Origin of the sequence: Pseudomonas sp. 2(2015), from assembly GCF_000955865.1 — a bacterium.
Lineage (GTDB): Bacteria > Pseudomonadota > Gammaproteobacteria > Pseudomonadales > Pseudomonadaceae > Aquipseudomonas.
Window position 1 is genome coordinate 251,866 of record NZ_JYOF01000011.1, and the last position, 18,762, is coordinate 270,627.

Consider the following 18,762-nt stretch of genomic DNA (forward strand, 5'->3'; position numbering starts at 1 on the left):
TGTGCTCCTGCGGTCAGTTGCGCGACGAAGGTTTCAAAGCGTCAGCGGGTGCATCCTTGGGCCGGCCACGCAACAGCGACTCGGGGTTACGCCCCAGGTAGTCGGCCAGCTCCCGCAGCGAGCGCGACATGCGCCCCAGCTCGTCGAGGGTCTGGGTCAGTTGCTCGCGTTGCGGCGAATCCTCGGCCAGGGTCGAGTTGGCCGACTGCAGGGTCTTGCTGACCTCCTGCAAGGTGCCCTGGACGCCCGGCAAGGTACGGCTGTTGAACTGCTGCAGGCCCTTGCGCAGTTCCACCAGGTTGGCGTCGAGGTTGTTGGCGATGCGCTCGATCGGCAGGCGGTTGAGCTTCTCGACCATGGCCTGGAACTGCTCCTGCAGTTGCTCCAGGCTACCCGGTACGGTGGGGATGGTAATCGGCCGGGCGCTCGGGTCGAACACCACTTTCGGCGCCTTGGGGTCGAAATCCAGGGCGATGTACAACTGCCCGGTGAGCAGGTTGCCGCTGCGCGCCTGGGCCCGCAGGCCGTTGTCGACGAAGGTGCCGAGCAACTGCGCGGCGGCTTTTTCGTCGTCGGGGTCGTGGTTCAGCGCCTTGAGCAGCTTGGTGTGGGCGCGGCCCAGGCGCTGCGGGTAGATGACGATGCCGACATTGACCGGGAAGGTACGCTTGTCGACGTCGAAATCGAGGTTGACCGACACCACCGAGCCGATCTCGACGCCGAGGAACTCCACCGGCGCTCCGACCTTGAGGCCGCGCAGCGCCTGGTCGAAACGCAGGCTCAGGTACTGCGCCTTGCCATGCGGCGGCGACAGGGCCCGGGCGCGATCGTCGAACAGTTCGAACTGGCGGTCTTCGGCGGCCACCTGGTCATCGGGGCTGTAGTCGGGGGCGCGAAAGGCAATGCCGCCGACAATCACCGACGACAGCGATTCGGTACGAAAGGCAAAGCCGTTGGCGCCGACCTCGACATCGACGCCGCTGGCGTTCCAGAACCGCGTGTTGTCGGTGACGAAGGCGTCATTGGGCGAGTTGATGAACACCTCGATACTCACCCCTTTGCCGTTCTCGTCGAGGTTATAGGCGACCACCTGGCCGACCGGGATCTTGCGGTAGTAGACCGGCGAACCGACCCCCAGCGAGCCGAGGTCGCTGGCGTGCAGGAAAAAGCGCTTGCCGGGCTCGCCGTAGGTGATCGGCGGCGGCGATTCGAGGCCGACGAAAGCCTTGGCGCGGGTGTTCGATTCGCCGGAATCGGCGCCGATGAAGTCGCCGGACAGCAGGGTGTCGATGCCCGACACGCCGCCGGCGCCGATGCGCGCGCGCACCACCCAGAACTTGGAGTCCTCGCGGGTAAAGTTGTCGGCCTGCTTGACCAGCTTGACCGTGGCGGTGACGCTCTTCTGGTCTTTGCTCAGCTCCACCGCAGTAACCTGGCCGATCACCACGTTGCGGTACTTGACCGCGGTCTTGTTGGCCTCCAGGCCCTGGCCGGTCTTGAAAGTGATCTCGATGGTCGGGCCTTGCTGCATGACGTTATGGACCACCAGCGACAAGCCCACCAGCACCGCCACCAGCGGCACGATCCACACCAGCGAGATGCTGAAGCGCCGGGTCTTGACCCCGGGCTGGCCGGGTTGGGGGCTGTCTTGGCGGGTATCAGTCATCGGCCTGCTCCTTGTCGTGCTGCCAGATCAGTCTAGGGTCGAAGCTCATTGCCGCAAGCATGGTCAGTACCACCACCATGCCGAAGAACAGAATGCCCGGGCGCGGTTCGATGTCGCCCAGGGCCTGGAACTTGACCAGCGCCGCCACCAGGGCGACCACCAGCACATCGAGCATCGACCAGTAGCCGATCAGCTCGACGAAGCGGTACAGGCGCGCCCGTTGCGTCTGCGCCCAGGTGCTGCGCCGCTGCACGGTGATCAGCAGCAGGGCCAGGGCAACGAACTTGGTCGCCGGCACGGCGATGCTGGCGATGAAGATGATCAGGGCGATGTCCCAGGCGCCATGCTCCCAGAACTCCATGACGCCGCTCATGATGGTGCTGTCGGCGCCGCTGCCGAACAGCGTGGTGTTCATCACCGGCAGCAGGTTGGCGGGGATATAGAGCACCAGCGAGGCGACCAGGTAGGCCCAGGTGCGGGTCAGCGAATCGGGCTTGTGCGCATGCAGCGGCGCGCCGCAGCGTTCGCATTCGTGCGGCTGATGAGTGTTGTCGCAGGCCATGCCGCAGGCATGGCAGAGCACCAGGTTGAGCTCGGCGGCGCGCGGTGGGCGGCTCATGGCAGCAGGTCCCAGAGCTCGCGGATGTCGCGCCCGGCGATGCGCAGAATCAACAGGCTCAGGGCCGCCAGTGCCAGCAGGCCGATGCCCGGCAGCACATCGAGCATGCCGGCCAGCTTGAACACCGCGACCATGGCGCCGAGCAGGCAGACTTCGAGCATGCTCCACGGGCGCAGGGTTTCCAGCCAGCGCATGCACAGGCTGAAGCCCGGGGCGCGGCCGCCGGCCAGGGCAAAGCCGAGCACCCAGATCAACAGCAGCAACTGGAACACCGGGGCGATGATGATCGAAATCGCCGCCACCAGGGCGATAAAGGTGATCGGCCCATTGGCCAGGGCCCGCACCGAGTCCCACAGGGTGGCGCTGTTGTGCAGGCCTTTGAGGCTGATGCTCATGATCGGGTAGAAATTGGCGAACACCCAGAGGATTAGCGCGGTGACGCTCAGGGCCAGGCGTTGCTGCACGCTCAGGCCGTTATAGCGTTGCAGCACGGCGCCGCAGCACTGACACAGGGCCTTCTGATGTTTGCCGAGGCTGACTTTCTGGTACACGCAGTCGCAATGTTCGCAGATGATCAACTGATGGGTATCCAGCATGGCGCGCGCTCTGGCTGCGGGCGGGGACTAGCTCAATATAGTCGGCGCTGGCGCGGGGCTTCGGATTTTTTACCCACTGCAGGAGCTGGCTGCACCGGCCTCATCGCGGGTCAAGCCCGCTCCCACAGGTCCGGTGTACACAGTTCCACTGTAGGAGCGGCGGTGCGGCGACCCGACTTGACCCGCGATGAGGCCGGTGCAGCGGCTACCAACCCGGCACCCCGCGCATGTCCGGCAGTTTGTGGGCGATGCCCTTGTGGCAATCGATACAGGTCGCCTGCCCGCTGGCCAGCGAGGTCGAGTGCATGGCTGCGGCGCGTTTGCTCTGGCGGGTGAAATCCATGAACTCGAAGTTGTGGCAGTTACGACATTCGCGCGAATCGTTGGCCTTGAGCCGCGCCCATTCGTGCTCGGCCAGTTCACGGCGGTGCGCGAGGAATTTGTCGCGGGTGTCGATGGTGCCGAAAATCTTGCCCCAGACTTCCTTGGACGCCTGCATCTTGCGCGCGATCTTGTGTGTCCATTCGTGCGGTACATGGCAATCCGGGCAACTGGCGCGTACCCCGGAGCGGTTGCTGTAGTGAATGGTCTCCTTGAGTTCGACAAAGACGTTGTCGCGCATCTCATGGCAGGAGGTGCAGAACTTCTCGGTGTTGGTCACCTCCAGGGCGGTGTTGAAGCCGCCCCAGAAGATGATCCCGGCGACGAACCCGCCGAGGGTCAGAAAGCCCAGGCTGTAGTAGACACTGGGCCGCCAGAGAATGCCCCAGTATTGCTTGAGTAGCCCGAACAGTGCTCGCATGGCGCCTCCTCAGGGTTTTTGCGCGGCGTTGGCGTCGTCTTGCAGCAGCTTGTCAATGGTTTCGAAGCTGTTGCCCACCAGTGGCTGCACCTCTTTTTGCGGCACATGACACTGGGTGCAGAAGTAGCGCCGTGGCGATACCGCCGCCAACGCCTGGCCGTCGCGGTCCATGTAGTGGGTGATGCTGATCATGGTCGCCTGGCTGCGCGCACTGTTGGCGCGGCTGTGGCAGGACAGGCACTTGTTGCCGTTGAGGTCGACCTGATAGCCGCGAATCGTGTGGGGGATGGTCGGCGGCTGGTCGGGGTAATTGCGTTCGCGCTTGAGGTCCTTGTTCTCGTCGTTGGCCAGCGGCGGCGCCGGCAAACTCTGGGTCAGGGTGCCGCCCGGGCGCCGGCCATCGGGGCCGGGGGCATCGAGGGGGTAATCGACTTCGGCGGCGACCACCAGGCCGATGAACGCGAACAGCAGCAAAGGCAGGCTGCGAATGGGCATGACGGTTCTCCTCAGGCCGCGCTGATCAGCTCGATGCGTATGGCGCATTTCTTGTAATCGGTTTGCTTGGAGATCGGGTCGGTGGCGTCCAGGGTGACTTTGTTGATCAGCTTGTTGGCATCGAAAAACGGCACGAACACCAGGCCGCGCGGCGGCTTGTTGCGCCCGCGGGTTTCGATGCGCGCGCGAATCTCGCCGCGCCGGCTGATCAGTTTCACTTCGCTGCCGCGCCGTGCATTCAGGGCCTTGGCATCGTCAGGGTGCATGTACACCAGGGCATCGGGCACTGCTTTGTACAACTCTTCAACGCGCTGGGTCATGCTCCCGGTGTGCCAATGCTCCAGCACCCGGCCGGTACTCAGCCAGAACGGGTAGTCGGCATCCGGTGCTTCGGCCGGCGGCTCGTAGGGCAGGGCGAAGATGATCGCCTTTTTGTCCGGGTAACCGTAAAACTGCACTTCACTGCCTTTCTCCACGTACGGGTCGAGGCCTTCGCGGTAGCGCCAGCGGGTTTCCTGGCCGTCGACCACCGGCCAGCGCAGGCCGCGCTCGCTGTGGTAGCGATCAAACGCGGCCAGGTCGTGACCATGGCCCCGGCCGAACTGTGCGTACTCTTCGAACAAGCCCTTTTGCGGGTAGAAGCCAAAGGCCTTGGCTTCATCGTTGTGGTAACCGGCTTGCAACTGCTCGACCGGGAACTGGTCGACCTGACCATTCTTGTACAGCACCTCAAACAGGGTCTTGCCTTTGTATTCGGGGGCCTTGGCCAGCAACTCGGCAGGCCAGACCTCGTCGGTGGTGAAACGCTTGGAAAACTCCATCAGTTGCCACAGGTCTGAACGTGCTTCGCCCGGGGCGGTCACCAACTGATGCCAGAACTGGGTGCGGCGCTCGGCATTGCCATAGGCGCCTTCCTTTTCTACCCACATGGCGCTGGGCAGGATCAGGTCGGCAGCCTGGGCCGACACCGTGGGGTAAACGTCCGAGACAATCACGAAATTGTCCGGCTTGCGCCAGCCCGGCAGGACTTCCTGCATGATATTGGGCCCGGCGTGCATGTTATTGCTGGCCTGGGTCCAGTAGACGTTGAGCACCCCGTCCTTGAGCATGCGGCTCTGTTGCACGGCATGAAAGCCGACTTTCTCCTGGATAGTGCCGGCGGGCAGCTTCCAGATTTTTTCGGCGCTGGCGCGGTGCTTGGGGTTGGTCACCACCAGGTCGGCCGGCAAGCGGTGCGAGAAGGTCCCGACCTCGCGGGCGGTGCCACAGGCCGAGGGCTGACCGGTGAGCGAGAAGGGGCTGTTGCCCGGCTCGCTGATCTTGCCGGTGAGCAGGTGGATGTTGTAGATCAGGTTGTTGGCCCACACCCCGCGGGTATGCTGGTTGAAGCCCATGGTCCAGAACGACACCACCTTGCGCTTGGGGTCGGCATACAGCTCGGCCAGCGCCTTGAGGCGCTCTTGCGGCACGCCCGATTCGGTGGCTGCGCGCTCAAGGGTGTAGGGCCGCACAAAGGCGGCGAACTGCTCGAAATCGATGTCGCTCCAGGTGTTGGCCTTGTCGGCGTTCCTGGCCTTGGCTTCGCGTGGATCGTCGGCGCGCAGGCCGTAGCCGATGTCATCGGCGCCGAGGGCGAAGCGTGTGTGCTTGCTGATGAAGTCCTTGTTCACCGCGCCGCTTTCGATGATGTGGTTGGCGATGTAGTTGAGGATCAGCAGGTCGGTTTGCGGCTTGAACACCATGGGAATGTCGGCCAGGTCGAAGCTGCGGTGTTCGAAGGTCGACAGCACCGCGACCTTGACCTGCGGCTGGCTCAGGCGCCGGTCGGTGACCCGGCTCCAGAGGATCGGGTGCATTTCGGCCATGTTCGAGCCCCACAGCACAAAGGCATCGGTGGCTTCGATGTCGTCGTAACAGCCCATGGGTTCATCCATGCCGAAGGTGCGCATGAAGCCCATCACCGCCGAAGCCATGCAGTGGCGGGCATTGGGGTCGATGTTGTTGCTGCGAAAGCCGGCCTTCATCAGTTTGTTGGCGGCGTAGCCTTCCCACACCGTCCATTGCCCGGAGCCAAACATGCCGATCGATTCCGGGCCTTTGTTGTGCAGCGCTTGCTTGTACTTTTCGGCCATGATGTCGAAGGCTTTTTCCCAGCTGATCGGCTGGAATTCGCCCTGCTTGTGGTATTGGCCGTTACGCATGCGCAGCAGCGGTTGGGTCAGGCGGTCATTGCCGTACATGATTTTCGACAGAAAATAGCCTTTGACGCAGTTCAGGCCGCGATTGACCTCGGCTTTGACGTCGCCGTGGGTGGCCACCACGCGGTTGTCGCGCGTCGCCACCATGACGCTGCAACCGGTGCCGCAAAAGCGGCAGGGCGCCTTGTTCCAGTTCAGGGTCACCAGGTCGGCTTCGGTCACCAGGTTGCTGGCGCTGGTGAAGATCGGCAGGCCCGCCGCCGCGGCGGCAATGGCGGCGGCCTGGGCCTTGGCAAATTCACGGCGGGTCATGCTCATGGTGAGTCTCCCTCTGGGGCGAGGAGTTCGTGGTAGATCAGCGCGGCATTGAGCACCCCGGGCAGGTTGTTGATCTGCTCGATGCGCTGCAGGATCTGCTGTTCATGGTGGGCTTCGAGCACCACCACCAGCTTGCCGGCGGGGCTGTGCTGGTGCAGTTCGAGGTTGTCGAGCAGCAGCAGGTTGGCCTTCACTGCCTCGAACAGTTCGGGACGGGCATGTACCACCAGGCTGGCAATGTGCAGAACGTCGTCCATGGGCGGGCTCCGGCAGTCTCGGCTAGCCGTTGGGAGGGCCGGGAGGGCCGTACAGCAACTGGAAAAACCAGACGAGAAAACCGTAGCCGCCAACGATGGCGACCGACATCAAGGGGAACAGGCAGACGATCAGAAACAGGAACAGCAGCGTTTCTTTTCTGCGGGCGATTTTCTGTTCTTCAGCCAATGACATGGAGCGGCCTCCTGTCGAGCGTGAACTGAGCCTAGATCAGCGTGCTCTGCCCACGCCGGCTGGCGCGACCAACGGTCAACACGGCCTTGAAAACACTACAGGTGAACTACACTGCTGGCACGGACCCCCTGGCTGCGGTGGAAAGCGAACATGCTTGATTACTTCGCGTTGGGTATTTTGATTTTTGTCGGCCTGGTGCTGTTCTACGGGATCATCGTCCTGCACGACATTCCCTATGAAATCGCCGTACACCGCAACCACCCGCACCAGGATGCGATCCACGCCACCGGCTGGGTCAGCTTGTTCACCCTGCATGCGCTGTGGCCGTTCCTGTGGATCTGGGCAATGCTCTACCGCGAAGATCGCGGTTGGGGTTTTCGCGATGGCAAGTCGCCGCAAAACCACGTGGTGCGCCTTGAACAACAGGTCGCCGAACTGCAGCAACGCATCGCCCGTCTCGAAGGCGTAGCGCCCGCCGAGCCTGCGCCCGGCCACGACGATGGCAACGGAGGGCACTGAGCATGGACTTGCTGCTGATCCTCACTTACGCGGCCATTTGCGTGGCGATCTTCAAGCTGTTTCGCATCCCCCTGAACAAGTGGACAGTGCCCACGGCGGTGCTGGGTGGCATCGTGATGATCGGCGCGCTGATCTTCACCATGAACTACAACCATCCGTATTCGGAAGTGGCGCGTTCCTACTTCGTCTCGGTGCCGGTGATCCCGGCGGTTACCGGCCAGGTGATCGAGGTGCCGGTCAAAGGCAACCAGCCGCTGGAGAAGGGCGATGTGCTGTTTCGTATCGATCCGGCGCCGTTCGAGTACCGGGTGCGCTCGCTCAAGGCGCAGATCGTTGCGGCGCGGGGCGATCTGTACCGCATCAACGAACTGATCAAGCGCAACTTCGGTACCCGCCGCGAGCAGGAAGCGGCCATCGCCCAGGTCGATGACCTGCAGGCGCAACTGGACAACGCCCAGTTCGAACTCGACAGCACCGTGGTGCGGGCGCCGAGCAAGGGTTACGTCACCCATGTGTCGCTGCGCACCGGGATGCGCGCGAGCGCCTTGCCGCTGCGCCCATCGATGGTGTTCATTCCCCAGGAAGGCCAGTACTTTGCTGCCTGGATGCGCCAGAACAGCCTGCTGCGCCTGGTGCCCGGGGATGAGGCGGAAGTGGCCTTCGACGGCATTCCGGGCAAGGTCTTTCATGGCAAGGTCAAGAACGTCATCGCGGTGATCGCCGAGGGCCAGGTGCAGCCGTCCGGCACCCTGATCGGCTACACCGGTTCACCGCCACCCGGGCGGGTGCCGGTCATCATTGAAATCGACGACCCGGCGTACGCCCAGTACAGCGCGCAGATGCCCGGTGGTGCCTATGGCCAGGCGGCGCTGTACAGCAAGCACTTTCCGCACATCGCCACCATGCGCAAGATCCTCCTGCGCATGGCGGCGTGGATGAACTACATCTTCCCGTTCCACTAGTGGAGTACAAATGTACTCCGCGCCGGGTTCACGCCTGCGGCCGGGTCGGTAGATACGGCAGCAGGCGCTCGGTTTCCTTTCTGACCACCGCATAGCACTCGCAGCTCAACTGCTCCAGGCGCGCCCGATCAAGGACCTTGATATGCCCGCGGCTGTACTCGATCACGCCCAGGCGCTGCAGCTTGCCGGCGGCATCGGTGACGCCTTCGCGGCGCACCCCGAGCATGTTGGCGATCAGCTCCTGGGTCATGGTCAGCTGGTTGCCTTTGAGCCGATCCAGCGACAACAGCAGCCAGCGGCACAGTTGCTGGTCAATCGAGTGATGACGATTGCACACCGCGGTCTGCGCCATCTGCGTGATCAGCGCCTGGGTGTAGCGCAGCATCAGCACCAGCAGCTCGCCGTGGCGGTTGAATTCGTCTTTCAGGCGCTGGCCGGGCAGGCGGTAGGCGTGGCCGGCGCTCTGCACGATGGCGCGGCTCGGGGTGCTTTCGCCGCCCATGAATACGGCAACGCCGATCAGGCCTTCGTTGCCGACCACGGAGATCTCCGCCGAGGCGCCGTTTTCCATCACGTACAGCAGCGAGACGATGGAGTTGGTCGGGAAGTACACATGGCGCAAGGCATCGCCAGACTCATAAAGCACCTTGCCCAGCGGCAGGGCGACCAGTTCCAGGTGTGGCAGCAGGCGCTCCAGCGCGGTTGTCGGCAGGGCCGCCAGCAGGTGATTGTCCTGTGGCCTGACCTGTGGCTTGGGTGATGCGGGCATACGGAGCCACCGATGGCAGACGAGAGCTGTCTGGCCTCAGGGTACTCCTATCCGCGCAGGCTAGGGGAGGCTGGCAGTGGCCGGCAGGCAATGCGCGCTGATCTGGTGGGTTTGACCGTCATCCACGAGCCTGACCACGCCGTCGGCCAGGGGCAGGCCATCCAGGCTCAGGCTCAGTGCGCCGGCGCCCGCATGGCGCACTTCGATGCGGTAGCGGCTGGCGCCATAACGATAGTGCAGCAGGTAACCCGGCCATTCGGCCGGCAGCAGCGGTTGCAGGCTCAAGGTTTCGCCGCTGCGCTGCAAGCCCAGCAGTGACTCGACGATCAGCCGGTACATCCAGCCAGCGGCGCCGGTGTACCAGCTCCAGCCGCCGCGCCCGGCATGGGGCGGCGCGCCATAGACATCGGCGGCCATCACGTACGGCTCGACCTTGTAGGTGTCGATACGCTCGGTGCTGCCCTGGCGCAACGGGTTGATCAGGCGCAGCAGTTCCCAGGCCCTGGCGCCGTCGCCCAGGCGGGCAAAGGCCATGCTCGCCCAGACGGCGGCATGGCTGTACTGGCCGCCGTTCTCACGCACGCCGGGCACGTAACCCTTGATGTAGCCAGGGTCCAGGCTGCCCTGGTCAAAGGGTGGATCAAGCAGCTTGACGATACCGATGTCGCGGCGCACCAGGTAACGGTCCAGCGCCTCCATGGCCAGGCGGCCCCGTTCAGGGGCGGCGGCGCCCGAGAGCACTGCCCAGCTCTGGGCGATGGAGTCGATGCGGCATTCTTCATTGCTCGCCGAACCCAGCACCTGGCCGTCATCGAAATAGGCGCGCCGGTACCAACCGCCGTCCCAGCCATGGGCTTCGAGGTTGCCACGCAGGGTGGCGGCGCGCCTGTTGCAGTCCTCGGCGAACGGGCCGTCACCCTGGCGCTGGGCGGTGCGGGCGAACTGCTGCAGCACCTCGACGCCGAAAAAGCCCAGCCACACACTTTCGCCCAGGCCCTGTTCGCCGACGCGGTTCATGCCGTCGTTCCAGTCGCCGCTGCCCATCAGCGGCAGGCCATGCACGCCGCACTGCAGGCCGTGTTGCAGCGCCCGCTGGCAATGCTGGTAGAGGTTCTCGGTGAGTGCCGAACGGTTCGGCAGGTCGTAGTAGGACTCCTCGCCAGGGTTCAGCGCGCGACCTTCTATATAGCCGACCTGTTCATCGAGCACGCCGAGGTCGCCGGTCACCTGCACATAGCGGCTGGTGGCCAGGGGCAGCCAGAGCATGTCGTCGGCGCAACGGGTGCGCACGCCGCGCTGCAGCGGCGGGTGCCACCAATGCTGGACGTCGCCTTCGCGGTACTGATGGCTGGCACACAGCAGCAAGTGCTGGCGCGCCGCGGCCGGGTCGGCGTGGATCATCGCCATGCTGTCCTGCAACTGGTCGCGGAACCCGAAGGCGCCACCGGACTGGTAAAAACCACTGCGCGCCCAGAAGCGGCAGGCAATCACCTGGTACATCAACCAGCCATTGACCAGTACATTCAGGGCCGGCTCCGGGGTTTCGATGCGGATGGCGCCGAGTACTTCGCGCCAGTGCGCGCGCACCCGTTCCAGTTCGACCGCCGCCGCGCGCAGCCCGCGGTACTGCTGGACCCGGCGGGTGGCGGCCGTGGCGTCGTGCTCGGCGCCCAGGCGGAACACCACCTCCTGGCTTTCACCGTCGGCCAGCTCCAGGGCCACCTGCAACGCCGCGCAGGGGTCCAGGCCACCGCCGCTGCGCCCGGAGAGCCGGGCCCGGCCCATGGCTGCCGGCGCGCCGAGATTGCCGTTGCGGCCAATGAACTCCAGGCGGTCGCAACTGAGGCTGCGGTAGGGCAGGTCGCTGTCGAGGAACGCCACCCGCGCGGAAAACTCGATGGAGTAGGCATTGCGCGCAAACAGCGCGCCACTGAACGGGTCGGCCTCGCTGACCACATGCATGGCCGCCTTACTGCGCAGGTCGCCCAGCACCCATTCCACATAGCTGGTTACCGACAGCCGGCGCGCTCGGCCCGAGGTGTTGCGCAGCTTCAGGCGCGAGAACTTCACCGGTGCGTCGAGGGCGACAAACAGCCACAGCTCGCTGTGCAGGCCGTCCTCGTCATGCTCGAAGACGCTGTAGCCAAAGCCGTGGCGGGTGCGGTAGCTGCCCTGGCCAGGGCACGGCTGCGGGGTTGGCGACCAGTAGCGGCCGCTGTCTTCGTCGCGCAGGTACAGGGCCTCGCCGCTGGGGTCGCTGACCGGGTCGTTGTGCCAGGGCGTCAGGCGAAACTCGTGGGCATTGTCGCCGAAGGTGTAGGCGCCGCCGCTTTCGCTGATCACCGAGCCGAACTGTGGGTTGGCCAGCACGTTGACCCAGGGCGCCGGCGTCGGCTGGCCGGGGCGGTGATTGATGATGTACTCGCTGCCATCGGCGCTGAAACCGCCGTAGGGGTTTTCCATCAGCAGCCCCGGCTGCACGCTCGGCGCTGGCCGTACCGGCGCCGGCACCAGGCTGGCCGGGTTGGGCTCGAAGCGCGGCAAGGCGTGTTCGCTGCGCCGCTGATGCACCTGTTCGGCGAGGCTGCCACGGCTGTCGCTGAGCACCAGGCGGGCAACACTGAGCATCAGTGTGCGGTCTTCGCTGGACAACTGCTGGGCCGGACGTACGAAGATCCCGCCGGGCCGGTCGAGCAGCGCCGCTTCGCTGCCCGAAGTCACCAGGCCCATGATCAGCTCCTGCAGCTGCTGGCGGTAGCCGGCCTGGTCTTCGTTCCAGATCACCAGGTCCAGGCTCAGACCTTTCTGCCGCCAGTAGGCATGGGCCTGGACCATCTGGCGCACCAGTTCGATGTTGGCCGGGTCGCTGATCTGCACCAGCACGATTGGCAGGTCGCCGGAAATCGCCTGGCCCCAGAGCCCGGACTGGTTGCGCCGGTTGCTCGCCAGCACTGCGCTTTCACTGCGTAGCGACGGGTTGGCATAGATCACCGAGGCGGCCATCTGCTCGAACAGCCGCGCATCGGCCAGGGACGCATTGAGCTGGCGCAGCAGCACCTGGCTGTGGGTCCAGGCCAGGTCAAAGACCCGGTCTGCCAGGTGCCGGTCGCGGTACTTGTGGATCTGCTGCAGGCAGCTTTCGCGGCTTGGGGCGATGCCGGTGACCAGGTCGATGGTCGCACTCTGTCCGGGATCAAGGCTTATCCGGCAGCGAATGGCGACGATCGGGTCGAGCACCGCCCCGGCGCTGTCGGACAACCGCTCAACCTCAGGCAGCAACGCCGCCGGGGCCTTGAGCGTGCGGCCACGGCCGATGAAGCGGGCACGGTCGGTTTCGTACGAGAGCGCTTCGATGTCCACACCATGGGCGGCCAGCAGGTGGCACAGCCACGGCACCGGCTCTTGCTGCGAACGCGGCCGGCGGCTACAGACAATGGCCTGCAGCGGGCGCAGCAGCTCGGTCTGCACGAACAGCTTGCTGAACGCCGGGTGCAGGGCATCGCTGATCGCCGGGGCCAGCACCACCTCGGCGTAGCTGGTCAGTTCAAGTTGGCGGCGCTGGCGGCCATGGTTGGTCAGGTGCAGGCGGCGCAGTTCGACGTCGTCCTCGGGGGAGACGACGATTTCAGTGTGGCAATCGATGTCGCGTTCGCGCAGGCGAAACTCGGCCCGCGCGTCACTGAAGATCGCCTCCTGGCTTTGTGGCCGGTACAGGGTTGGCTGGTGCGCCGTGGACCAGAACGCACCGCTGGCAACATCGCGCAGGTAGCAGAAGATGCCGAGAGTATCGCTGGCGATATCCTCGTGCCAGCGGGTCACGGCCAGGTCGTTGCAACGGCTGTAACCGGCGCCAGCGTTGTTGACCATCACGTGGTAACGGCCGTTGGACAGCAGTTGCACGGCCGGGCAGCGCCGGTTGGGCTCGGTGAACACCCGCAACTGTTGCTCGCCTGCGCTGGCGTCTTCGCTGACCGGGGCCTGGGCGGCGTGCAGGTAGGCGGCGGCAGTCTTCGGCACGCGCTCCTGCAGCAGCAGAGCGCTGGCCTGGAACTGCGGGTCGGACTCGAAACGCCGCTGCATCGGGCGATCGAGCAGCAATGAGGTCAGGGCAAGCAGGCTCATGCCCTGGTGGTGGGCCATGAACGACTTGATCACCACCGCCTCCTGCCCGGGCGGCAGCCGTGCTTCGCTGTAGTCCACCGCTTCATACAGCCCGAAGCGCCCGGCAACCCCCTGTGCGGCCAGGCGCTGGAGGTTGGCGCAGGCCGCCGCGGGCGCCACCAGCAGCGCCAGGGCACTGGCATAGGGCGCCACCACCCGGTCTTCGCCCAAGCCGCGCTTCAGACCCAGGCCGGGCACGCCGAAGGCCCGGTACTGGTAGTTGAAGTGGGTATCGAGGCTGTTGTAGGCCGACTCCGATACCCCCCAGGGGATGCCCAGCTGGTTGCCGTAGGCGATCTGCCGGTTGACCGCCGCGCGGCAGGACTGCTCCAGCAGCGTGCCCGGGTAGGAGGGCATCACCAGCATCGGCATCAGGTACTCGAACATCGACCCCGACCACGACAACAATACCGGCTCACCGGCATTGCTGGTGAGCAGGCGGCCAAGGGCGAACCAGCTGTCCTGAGGCACCTGGCCCTGGGCAATGACGACGAAGTTGGTCAGGCGCATTTCCGAGGCCAGCAGGTCGTAGAAGGCGCTGTCCAGGCGTTGTTCGTCGACGTTGTAGCCGATCACGAAAAGGTCGCGCTGCAGATCGTAGAGAAAGCGGAAATCCATGTTGGCCAGGGCGCCAGCCTGTTCGGCCAGGTGCGCCGCGCTGGCGATACGCTCGCGAGCGAGGTTGCGCACGGCATTAACCCGCGCGCGCTCGGCTGGCGGCCAGCGCTGGGCGTCGAGCTGCGCCAGTTGCCGCCAGCTCAGCGGTAGCTGCGCTGCCGGGTCGTCGCCAGCAGGCAGCTCGAAGGCGCGCAATTCATCGAGCAGGTCCTGGCAGTGCTCCTGCAGCGCAGCGCGCCAGAAGGCGCAATCGCCGCTGGGCTCGGCTGGCGACAGCGGGCAGTCGAGCAGCTGTTGCAGCAGCGTCGGCAGTTGCTGCGGTGCTTGGTTGATCTCGAGCTCGGCGCGCAGCACCTGCCATTGCTCATCGGCAATGCCCGCCGCCTTGTAGGCTTGCAGCAGCACATCGAGGCTGTCCAGCAGCCCCTGGCGCAGGCGCCCATCGAGCAGCGGCGCATCGCCCAGAGCCAGCAGGCCGGGGCGTAATGTCAGCAGCAGGCCGGCGAGGTTGCCGCTGTCCACCGTCGAGACATACAGGGGGTGCAGCGCCAAGCCGCTGCGGGTGTCGTACCAGTTGTAAAAGTGCTGCTGGTGACGCTCCAGGCTGTGCATGCTCTGTAGCATCGCTGCCAGGCGCTGCAGCAGGCGCGCGCTGCCCAGGTAGCCGAAGTCATGGGCGGCCAGGTGGGCCAGCAGGGCCATGCCCATGTTGGTCGGCGAGGTGCGGTGGGCGACGTTGGCGTAAGGCGCTTGCTGGATGTTGTCCGGTGGCAGCCAGCGATCTTCGGCATTGACGTATTGGTTGAAAAAGGCCCAGTTGCGCCGGGCCAGCAAGCGCAGAAACTGCACGCCCTGGGGCGAGATGGCTTGGCTGGCGCCGCTGTCGGCGCGGCTGACCCACCAGGCCAGGGCCGGGCCAGCCAGCCACAGCAGCAAAAACGGTGCGGCGAGGGCGAGCAGGCCCGGCGTTGGCGCCAGCACGGCGATCAGCGCCAGGGCCAGTGCCGGCGCGACCCACAGGGTGCGATACAGCCCCGCCAGGCTGTTGACGCTGGTGCGCTCGACCTCCCGCGACGGGCTCCATTGCAACAAGCGCCGTTTGCTCACCAGCATGCGCCACAGCGTGCGGGCAATCGCATCCAGGCTGTAATGGGCCTCGAACGGCAACCAGGCCAGGTTGAAAGTGGCGCGTATGCCGTGCTGGGCGGCGCCGTGCAGCACCGCCAGCAGGTGCTCGGCCAGCGGCACGTCGGTGGTTTTGCCCAGCAGCGCGAGCAAGCTGTCCAGCAGCGGCTGAGTCAGCAGCAGGGCGACCACGGCCAGGGACCACAGCCCCGGTTGCGGGGCAATCAACCAGGCGCACAGCAGCACACCGAGGAACGCCGCCGGCTCCAGGCTGCGGCGCAGGTTGTCGAACAGCTTCCAGCGCGCCAGGGCGCTGAGGTGGTTGCTTTGCAAGCCGCTACAGCACGGCGCCCAGGGCAGCAGCCACGGCAGCAGTTGCCAGTCGCCGCGAATCCAGCGGTGCCGGCGCTTGACGTCGGCGCTGTAGCGGGCCGGGTATTCCTCGAACAGTTGCACGTCGCTGAGTAGCCCGGAATGGGCGTAACAGCCTTCGATCAGGTCATGGCTGAGGATGCGGTTCTCGGCAAAGCGGCCGTCCAGTGCCTGTTCGAAGGCATCGACCGCGTAAATGCCTTTGCCGATGAACGAGCCGTGCAGGAACAGGTCCTGATACACGTCGGACACCGCGCGGGTGTACGGGTCGACCCCGGCATCGCTGCCGAACAGCCGCGCATAGCGCGAACGGGCGGCGCTGGGCAGGCTGATGCCGACCCGCGGTTGCAATATGGCGTAGCCGCGATGGATCCGCCCCTGGACGTCGAAGTGTGGCTGATTGAGCGGGTGCTGCATGGCGCCGATGAACTGGCGGGCAGCATCGCGGGGCAACTGAGTGTCGGTGTCCAGGGTGATGACATAGCGCACTCCTGGCAGCGCCGCGATATCGCCGACGATCAGCGCAAAGCGCTCAACGCCGTGCCCGCGCAGCAGCGCATTTAGCTCGGCCAGCTTGCCGCGCTTGCGCTCGTAACCCATCCAGGCGCGTTCGGCGGGGTTCCAGCGCCGCGGCCGGTGCAACAGCAAAAACCGCTCGCCAAGCAACGCCGGGTACTTGCGGTTCAAGGCGCCAATGCGCTCGCTGGCCTCGGTCAGCAGGCCGGCGTCCTGCTCCTGCACCTCGACCGGGCTATCCATGAAGTCGGTGAGCAGGGCGAAGTACAGCTGCTCGTCGCGGTTGGCGAGAAAACGCACCTCAAGCCCTTCGACCAGTTCCTCGACATCGGCACTGCTGGCCATCAGCGTCGGCACCACCACCAGGGTGCGGGCCTCGGCCGGCAGGCCTTCGCGGTAGTCCAGGCGCGGCAGCTGGCACGGCGCAACAGTGAGGGTCACCAGCCAGTTGATCAGGCCGATGGCCAGGCGGCTGGTCATCAGCAGCAGCGCCACGGCCAGCAGTGCCAGGCCCCAGCCCGGCCAGCCGGCGTGATAACCGTCGAGCAGGAACGGCCAGGCGAAGCCCAGCGACAACAGCGCTACCGGGACCAGAAAGAACGTCAGCGGCGCGCGGTGCAACAGCCGTTGCCAGCGCTGGGCCAGCGGCACGCGGGCATTCAGGTGCTGCTCCAGTTGCTCAAGGCCCGGGCCGATCAGGTAGAAGCCGACATGCCCGGCGACGTCAGCGGCGGGCGGCGGCTGGCCGCGCTGCTGAGCGAGGTTGACGGCCATTTGCGCGACCTGTTCTTCGCTGTGCGGGCAATGCCGCGCCAGGCGCTCGATGACATGGCGGTAGTGATCGCGGCTGGCGAAATCCATCCGTGCGTAGGCGCCTGCCGGGTCGTTGTGCAACTGCCGTTCGACCTGGCTCAGGCGCTCGACGAAGGCCCGCCAGTCGCTGGTCGAGAGCAGCCGCAGGCTGGCGATGCTGTTGCTGATCGACACCTGGTCGGCGGCCTGCTGCTGGGCATCCAGGTGCACCAGGCGCTCGATGGTCAGACCGGATTCGCCCAGCGATTGCTCGATCCAGGTCAATGGCTGGATCAAGGTTGCGCTCTGGCCCTGTAGCCGGCGGGTGAGTTCAGCAACGAAGGCGGCGGTCATCGGCGGCTCGGAACGGGCCATGTCGGCCACCACCAGCACCACGCTCTTGACGTCGCGCTCGGCGGTTTCGCTCAGGCGGTCGGCCCAGTCATTGGCCAGGTTGCGGTCAGCCCAGCTGGCCATGACCCGCGCAGCGATGCGCCGCAGGTTCTCGATCAGGGCCAGGCGCAGCATGATCGGAATCGCCCACAACTCGCCCAGGGTCAGCGCGGTGACGCTCTGGTAGGCCTCGACGAAACGCCCCAGGCTTTCGTCATCGACCCGGCCATCGCCGTGGCTGATGGTTTCCAGGGCGATGTCGTAGACCCTCGGCAAGCCGGTCGACGGGCCGTTGCCCAGGCGCGGCAACTGGCGGCTGTAGCCTTTGGGCAAGTGGGTCTTGGCCAGGCGGATATGGGCTTCGACCAGGTAGTAGTTGTCCAGTAGCCATTCGGCGGCGGGGGTCACTCGCCGGCTGCTGGGCTGGGCGTCGATGAAGCGTGCGCAACTGCTGGCCAGGACCCGTTCATTGTCGGCCAGGCGGGCTAAAAGGCCATCGGCACGGGGCGTCGGGTCCAGCCGGTGCTGGCGGGCGAGCAGGGTGCCATGGCTGGCCATTTGTTCGGCGCTCAGCAGCTCCGCGCGCAGCAGCGCCTCGTAGCCGAAAGTACGCGGTGCGGATCGCCATGACAGGCGCTTGAGCAGCATCAGGGCACGGGGCCAGGGGTTGTCCATGATGTCCTTGTATGGGCTGAGGCTGACAGCTCCAGTGTGCCGCGCGCGTTGTGGCGGGGTCTGTACGCTAGCGAACAGACCGCTTGGCCCATTGCGCTTAGCCTGAGGTGTGTCATCCATTGAATGCCGGCAGCGGCCGGTGTTGGAGCACAGCCATGAACCATCCATTGCGAATTCTCTTCGCCCTCGTGCTTTCGTTCGTCGCCCTGGCCGCCGTGGGCCTGAACAACAGCGCCAGTGCCGCCACCGCCGAAGACCTCGACAAAGACGCCCGCCAGGCGTTGCAAATCCTCTACAAGGCCCACCCGCTGGCTGAAACCATGTCGCGCACGGCCAAGGGCGTGCTGGTGTTCCCGAAAGTGGTCAAGGCCGGGCTGGTGTTTGGCGGCAGCTATGGCGAAGGGGTGCTGTACAAAGGCAGCAAGGTTTCCGGCTACTACAACTCGGTCACCGGCTCCTGGGGCTTGCAGGCCGGGGCGCAGTCCTATGCCTATGCGGTGTTTCTGATGACCGACAAGGCGGTCAAGTACGTGCAGGACACCAAAGGCTGGGAAGTGGGTGTCGGGCCGACCGTGGTGCTGGTTGACCAGGGCGTGGCGAAAAACCTCTCGACCTCGACCCTCAAGCAGGATGCCTACGCCTTCGTATTCGACCAGCAGGGGCTGATGGCCGGGGTGAGTATCGAAGGGACGAAAATCTCGTTGATCAAACGCTGA

General features: G+C 65.4%; 13 protein-coding genes. 3 read left to right on the forward strand and 10 right to left on the reverse strand.

The window, feature by feature from the left end; genetic code table 11:
- Positions 1–13 precede the first annotated feature (13 nt).
- The 8 genes from UB48_RS16180 to napE all read right to left on the reverse strand — a co-directional run bounded on the left by UB48_RS16180 (position 14) and on the right by napE (position 7,144).
- A complete protein-coding gene (locus UB48_RS16180; protein ID WP_045198833.1) occupies positions 14–1,666 on the reverse strand; it encodes an intermembrane transport protein PqiB in 1,653 nt (550 codons plus the stop codon).
- Positions 1,659–2,285: a paraquat-inducible protein A gene (locus UB48_RS16185; RefSeq protein WP_045198835.1), complete on the reverse strand. Its 627-nt coding sequence runs from the start codon at positions 2,283–2,285 to the stop codon at positions 1,659–1,661. Before UB48_RS16185 ends, UB48_RS16180 begins: the two co-directional genes overlap by 8 nt.
- Positions 2,282–2,881, reverse strand: coding sequence for a paraquat-inducible protein A (locus tag UB48_RS16190; protein ID WP_045198836.1), 600 nt, complete (start codon positions 2,879–2,881; stop codon positions 2,282–2,284). The genes UB48_RS16185 and UB48_RS16190 overlap by 4 nt, the downstream gene beginning before the upstream one ends.
- Before the next feature lie 205 nt (positions 2,882–3,086).
- Complete coding sequence (locus UB48_RS16195; protein ID WP_045198838.1) at positions 3,087–3,683, reverse strand: cytochrome c3 family protein; 597 nt, start codon at positions 3,681–3,683, stop codon at positions 3,087–3,089.
- Between the two features lie 9 nt (positions 3,684–3,692).
- The gene (locus tag UB48_RS16200) at positions 3,693–4,178 is read right to left on the reverse strand and encodes a nitrate reductase cytochrome c-type subunit (RefSeq protein ID WP_045198840.1); all 486 of its coding nucleotides are present in this window, start codon (positions 4,176–4,178) and stop codon (positions 3,693–3,695) included.
- A gap of 11 nt (positions 4,179–4,189) precedes the next feature.
- Positions 4,190–6,694 (reverse strand): nitrate reductase catalytic subunit NapA, encoded by a 2,505-nt coding sequence (gene napA, locus UB48_RS16205; RefSeq protein WP_045198842.1) that lies wholly within the window; start codon positions 6,692–6,694, stop codon positions 4,190–4,192.
- On the reverse strand, positions 6,691–6,951 hold the full coding sequence (locus tag UB48_RS16210) for a chaperone NapD (RefSeq protein WP_045198844.1): 261 nt from the start codon (positions 6,949–6,951) through the stop codon (positions 6,691–6,693). The genes napA and UB48_RS16210 overlap by 4 nt, the downstream gene beginning before the upstream one ends.
- Positions 6,952–6,973: 22 nt before the next feature.
- Positions 6,974–7,144: a periplasmic nitrate reductase, NapE protein gene (gene napE, locus UB48_RS16215; protein WP_045198846.1), complete on the reverse strand. Its 171-nt coding sequence runs from the start codon at positions 7,142–7,144 to the stop codon at positions 6,974–6,976.
- A 150-nt stretch (positions 7,145–7,294) separates the two neighbouring features.
- Here napE and UB48_RS16220 point away from each other — a divergent pair, with 150 nt between their 5' ends.
- Both UB48_RS16220 and UB48_RS16225 read left to right on the forward strand, forming a co-directional pair.
- Entirely contained in the window at positions 7,295–7,663 is a 369-nt protein-coding gene (locus tag UB48_RS16220) for a DUF3302 domain-containing protein (RefSeq protein ID WP_045198848.1), read from the forward strand.
- 2 nt (positions 7,664–7,665) lie between these two features.
- Complete coding sequence (locus tag UB48_RS16225) at positions 7,666–8,625, forward strand: HlyD family secretion protein (protein WP_045198850.1); 960 nt, start codon at positions 7,666–7,668, stop codon at positions 8,623–8,625.
- A 28-nt stretch (positions 8,626–8,653) separates the two neighbouring features.
- Here the strand turns inward: UB48_RS16225 and UB48_RS16230 are convergent, their stop codons facing one another.
- Both UB48_RS16230 and UB48_RS16235 read right to left on the reverse strand, forming a co-directional pair.
- On the reverse strand, positions 8,654–9,394 hold the full coding sequence (locus UB48_RS16230) for a Crp/Fnr family transcriptional regulator (protein ID WP_045198852.1): 741 nt from the start codon (positions 9,392–9,394) through the stop codon (positions 8,654–8,656).
- Positions 9,395–9,454: 60 nt separating this feature from the next.
- Complete coding sequence (locus UB48_RS16235; protein WP_045198854.1) at positions 9,455–18,046, reverse strand: glycoside hydrolase family 94 protein; 8,592 nt, start codon at positions 18,044–18,046, stop codon at positions 9,455–9,457.
- 155 nt (positions 18,047–18,201) lie between these two features.
- On the opposite strand from UB48_RS16235, the gene UB48_RS16240 reads away from it, so the two are divergent.
- On the forward strand, positions 18,202–18,762 hold the full coding sequence (locus UB48_RS16240) for a YSC84-related protein (RefSeq protein WP_045198856.1): 561 nt from the start codon (positions 18,202–18,204) through the stop codon (positions 18,760–18,762).

Excerpts from the sequence above, each read along its gene's own strand:
- UB48_RS16225 (WP_045198850.1), top strand. The coding sequence starts at position 7,666 with ATGGACTTGCTGCTGATCCTCACTTACGCGGCCATTTGCGTGGCGATC.
- UB48_RS16210 (WP_045198844.1), bottom strand. The coding sequence starts at position 6,951 with ATGGACGACGTTCTGCACATTGCCAGCCTGGTGGTACATGCCCGTCCC.
- UB48_RS16200 (WP_045198840.1), bottom strand. The coding sequence starts at position 4,178 with ATGCCCATTCGCAGCCTGCCTTTGCTGCTGTTCGCGTTCATCGGCCTG.
- UB48_RS16195 (WP_045198838.1), bottom strand. The coding sequence starts at position 3,683 with ATGCGAGCACTGTTCGGGCTACTCAAGCAATACTGGGGCATTCTCTGG.
- UB48_RS16240 (WP_045198856.1), top strand. The coding sequence starts at position 18,202 with ATGAACCATCCATTGCGAATTCTCTTCGCCCTCGTGCTTTCGTTCGTC.
- UB48_RS16220 (WP_045198848.1), top strand. The coding sequence starts at position 7,295 with ATGCTTGATTACTTCGCGTTGGGTATTTTGATTTTTGTCGGCCTGGTG.
- UB48_RS16185 (WP_045198835.1), bottom strand. The coding sequence starts at position 2,285 with ATGAGCCGCCCACCGCGCGCCGCCGAGCTCAACCTGGTGCTCTGCCAT.
- UB48_RS16180 (WP_045198833.1), bottom strand. The coding sequence starts at position 1,666 with ATGACTGATACCCGCCAAGACAGCCCCCAACCCGGCCAGCCCGGGGTC.
- napE (WP_045198846.1), bottom strand. The coding sequence starts at position 7,144 with ATGTCATTGGCTGAAGAACAGAAAATCGCCCGCAGAAAAGAAACGCTG.
- napA (WP_045198842.1), bottom strand. The coding sequence starts at position 6,694 with ATGAGCATGACCCGCCGTGAATTTGCCAAGGCCCAGGCCGCCGCCATT.
- UB48_RS16230 (WP_045198852.1), bottom strand. The coding sequence starts at position 9,394 with ATGCCCGCATCACCCAAGCCACAGGTCAGGCCACAGGACAATCACCTG.
- UB48_RS16235 (WP_045198854.1), bottom strand. The coding sequence starts at position 18,046 with ATGGACAACCCCTGGCCCCGTGCCCTGATGCTGCTCAAGCGCCTGTCA.
- UB48_RS16190 (WP_045198836.1), bottom strand. The coding sequence starts at position 2,881 with ATGCTGGATACCCATCAGTTGATCATCTGCGAACATTGCGACTGCGTG.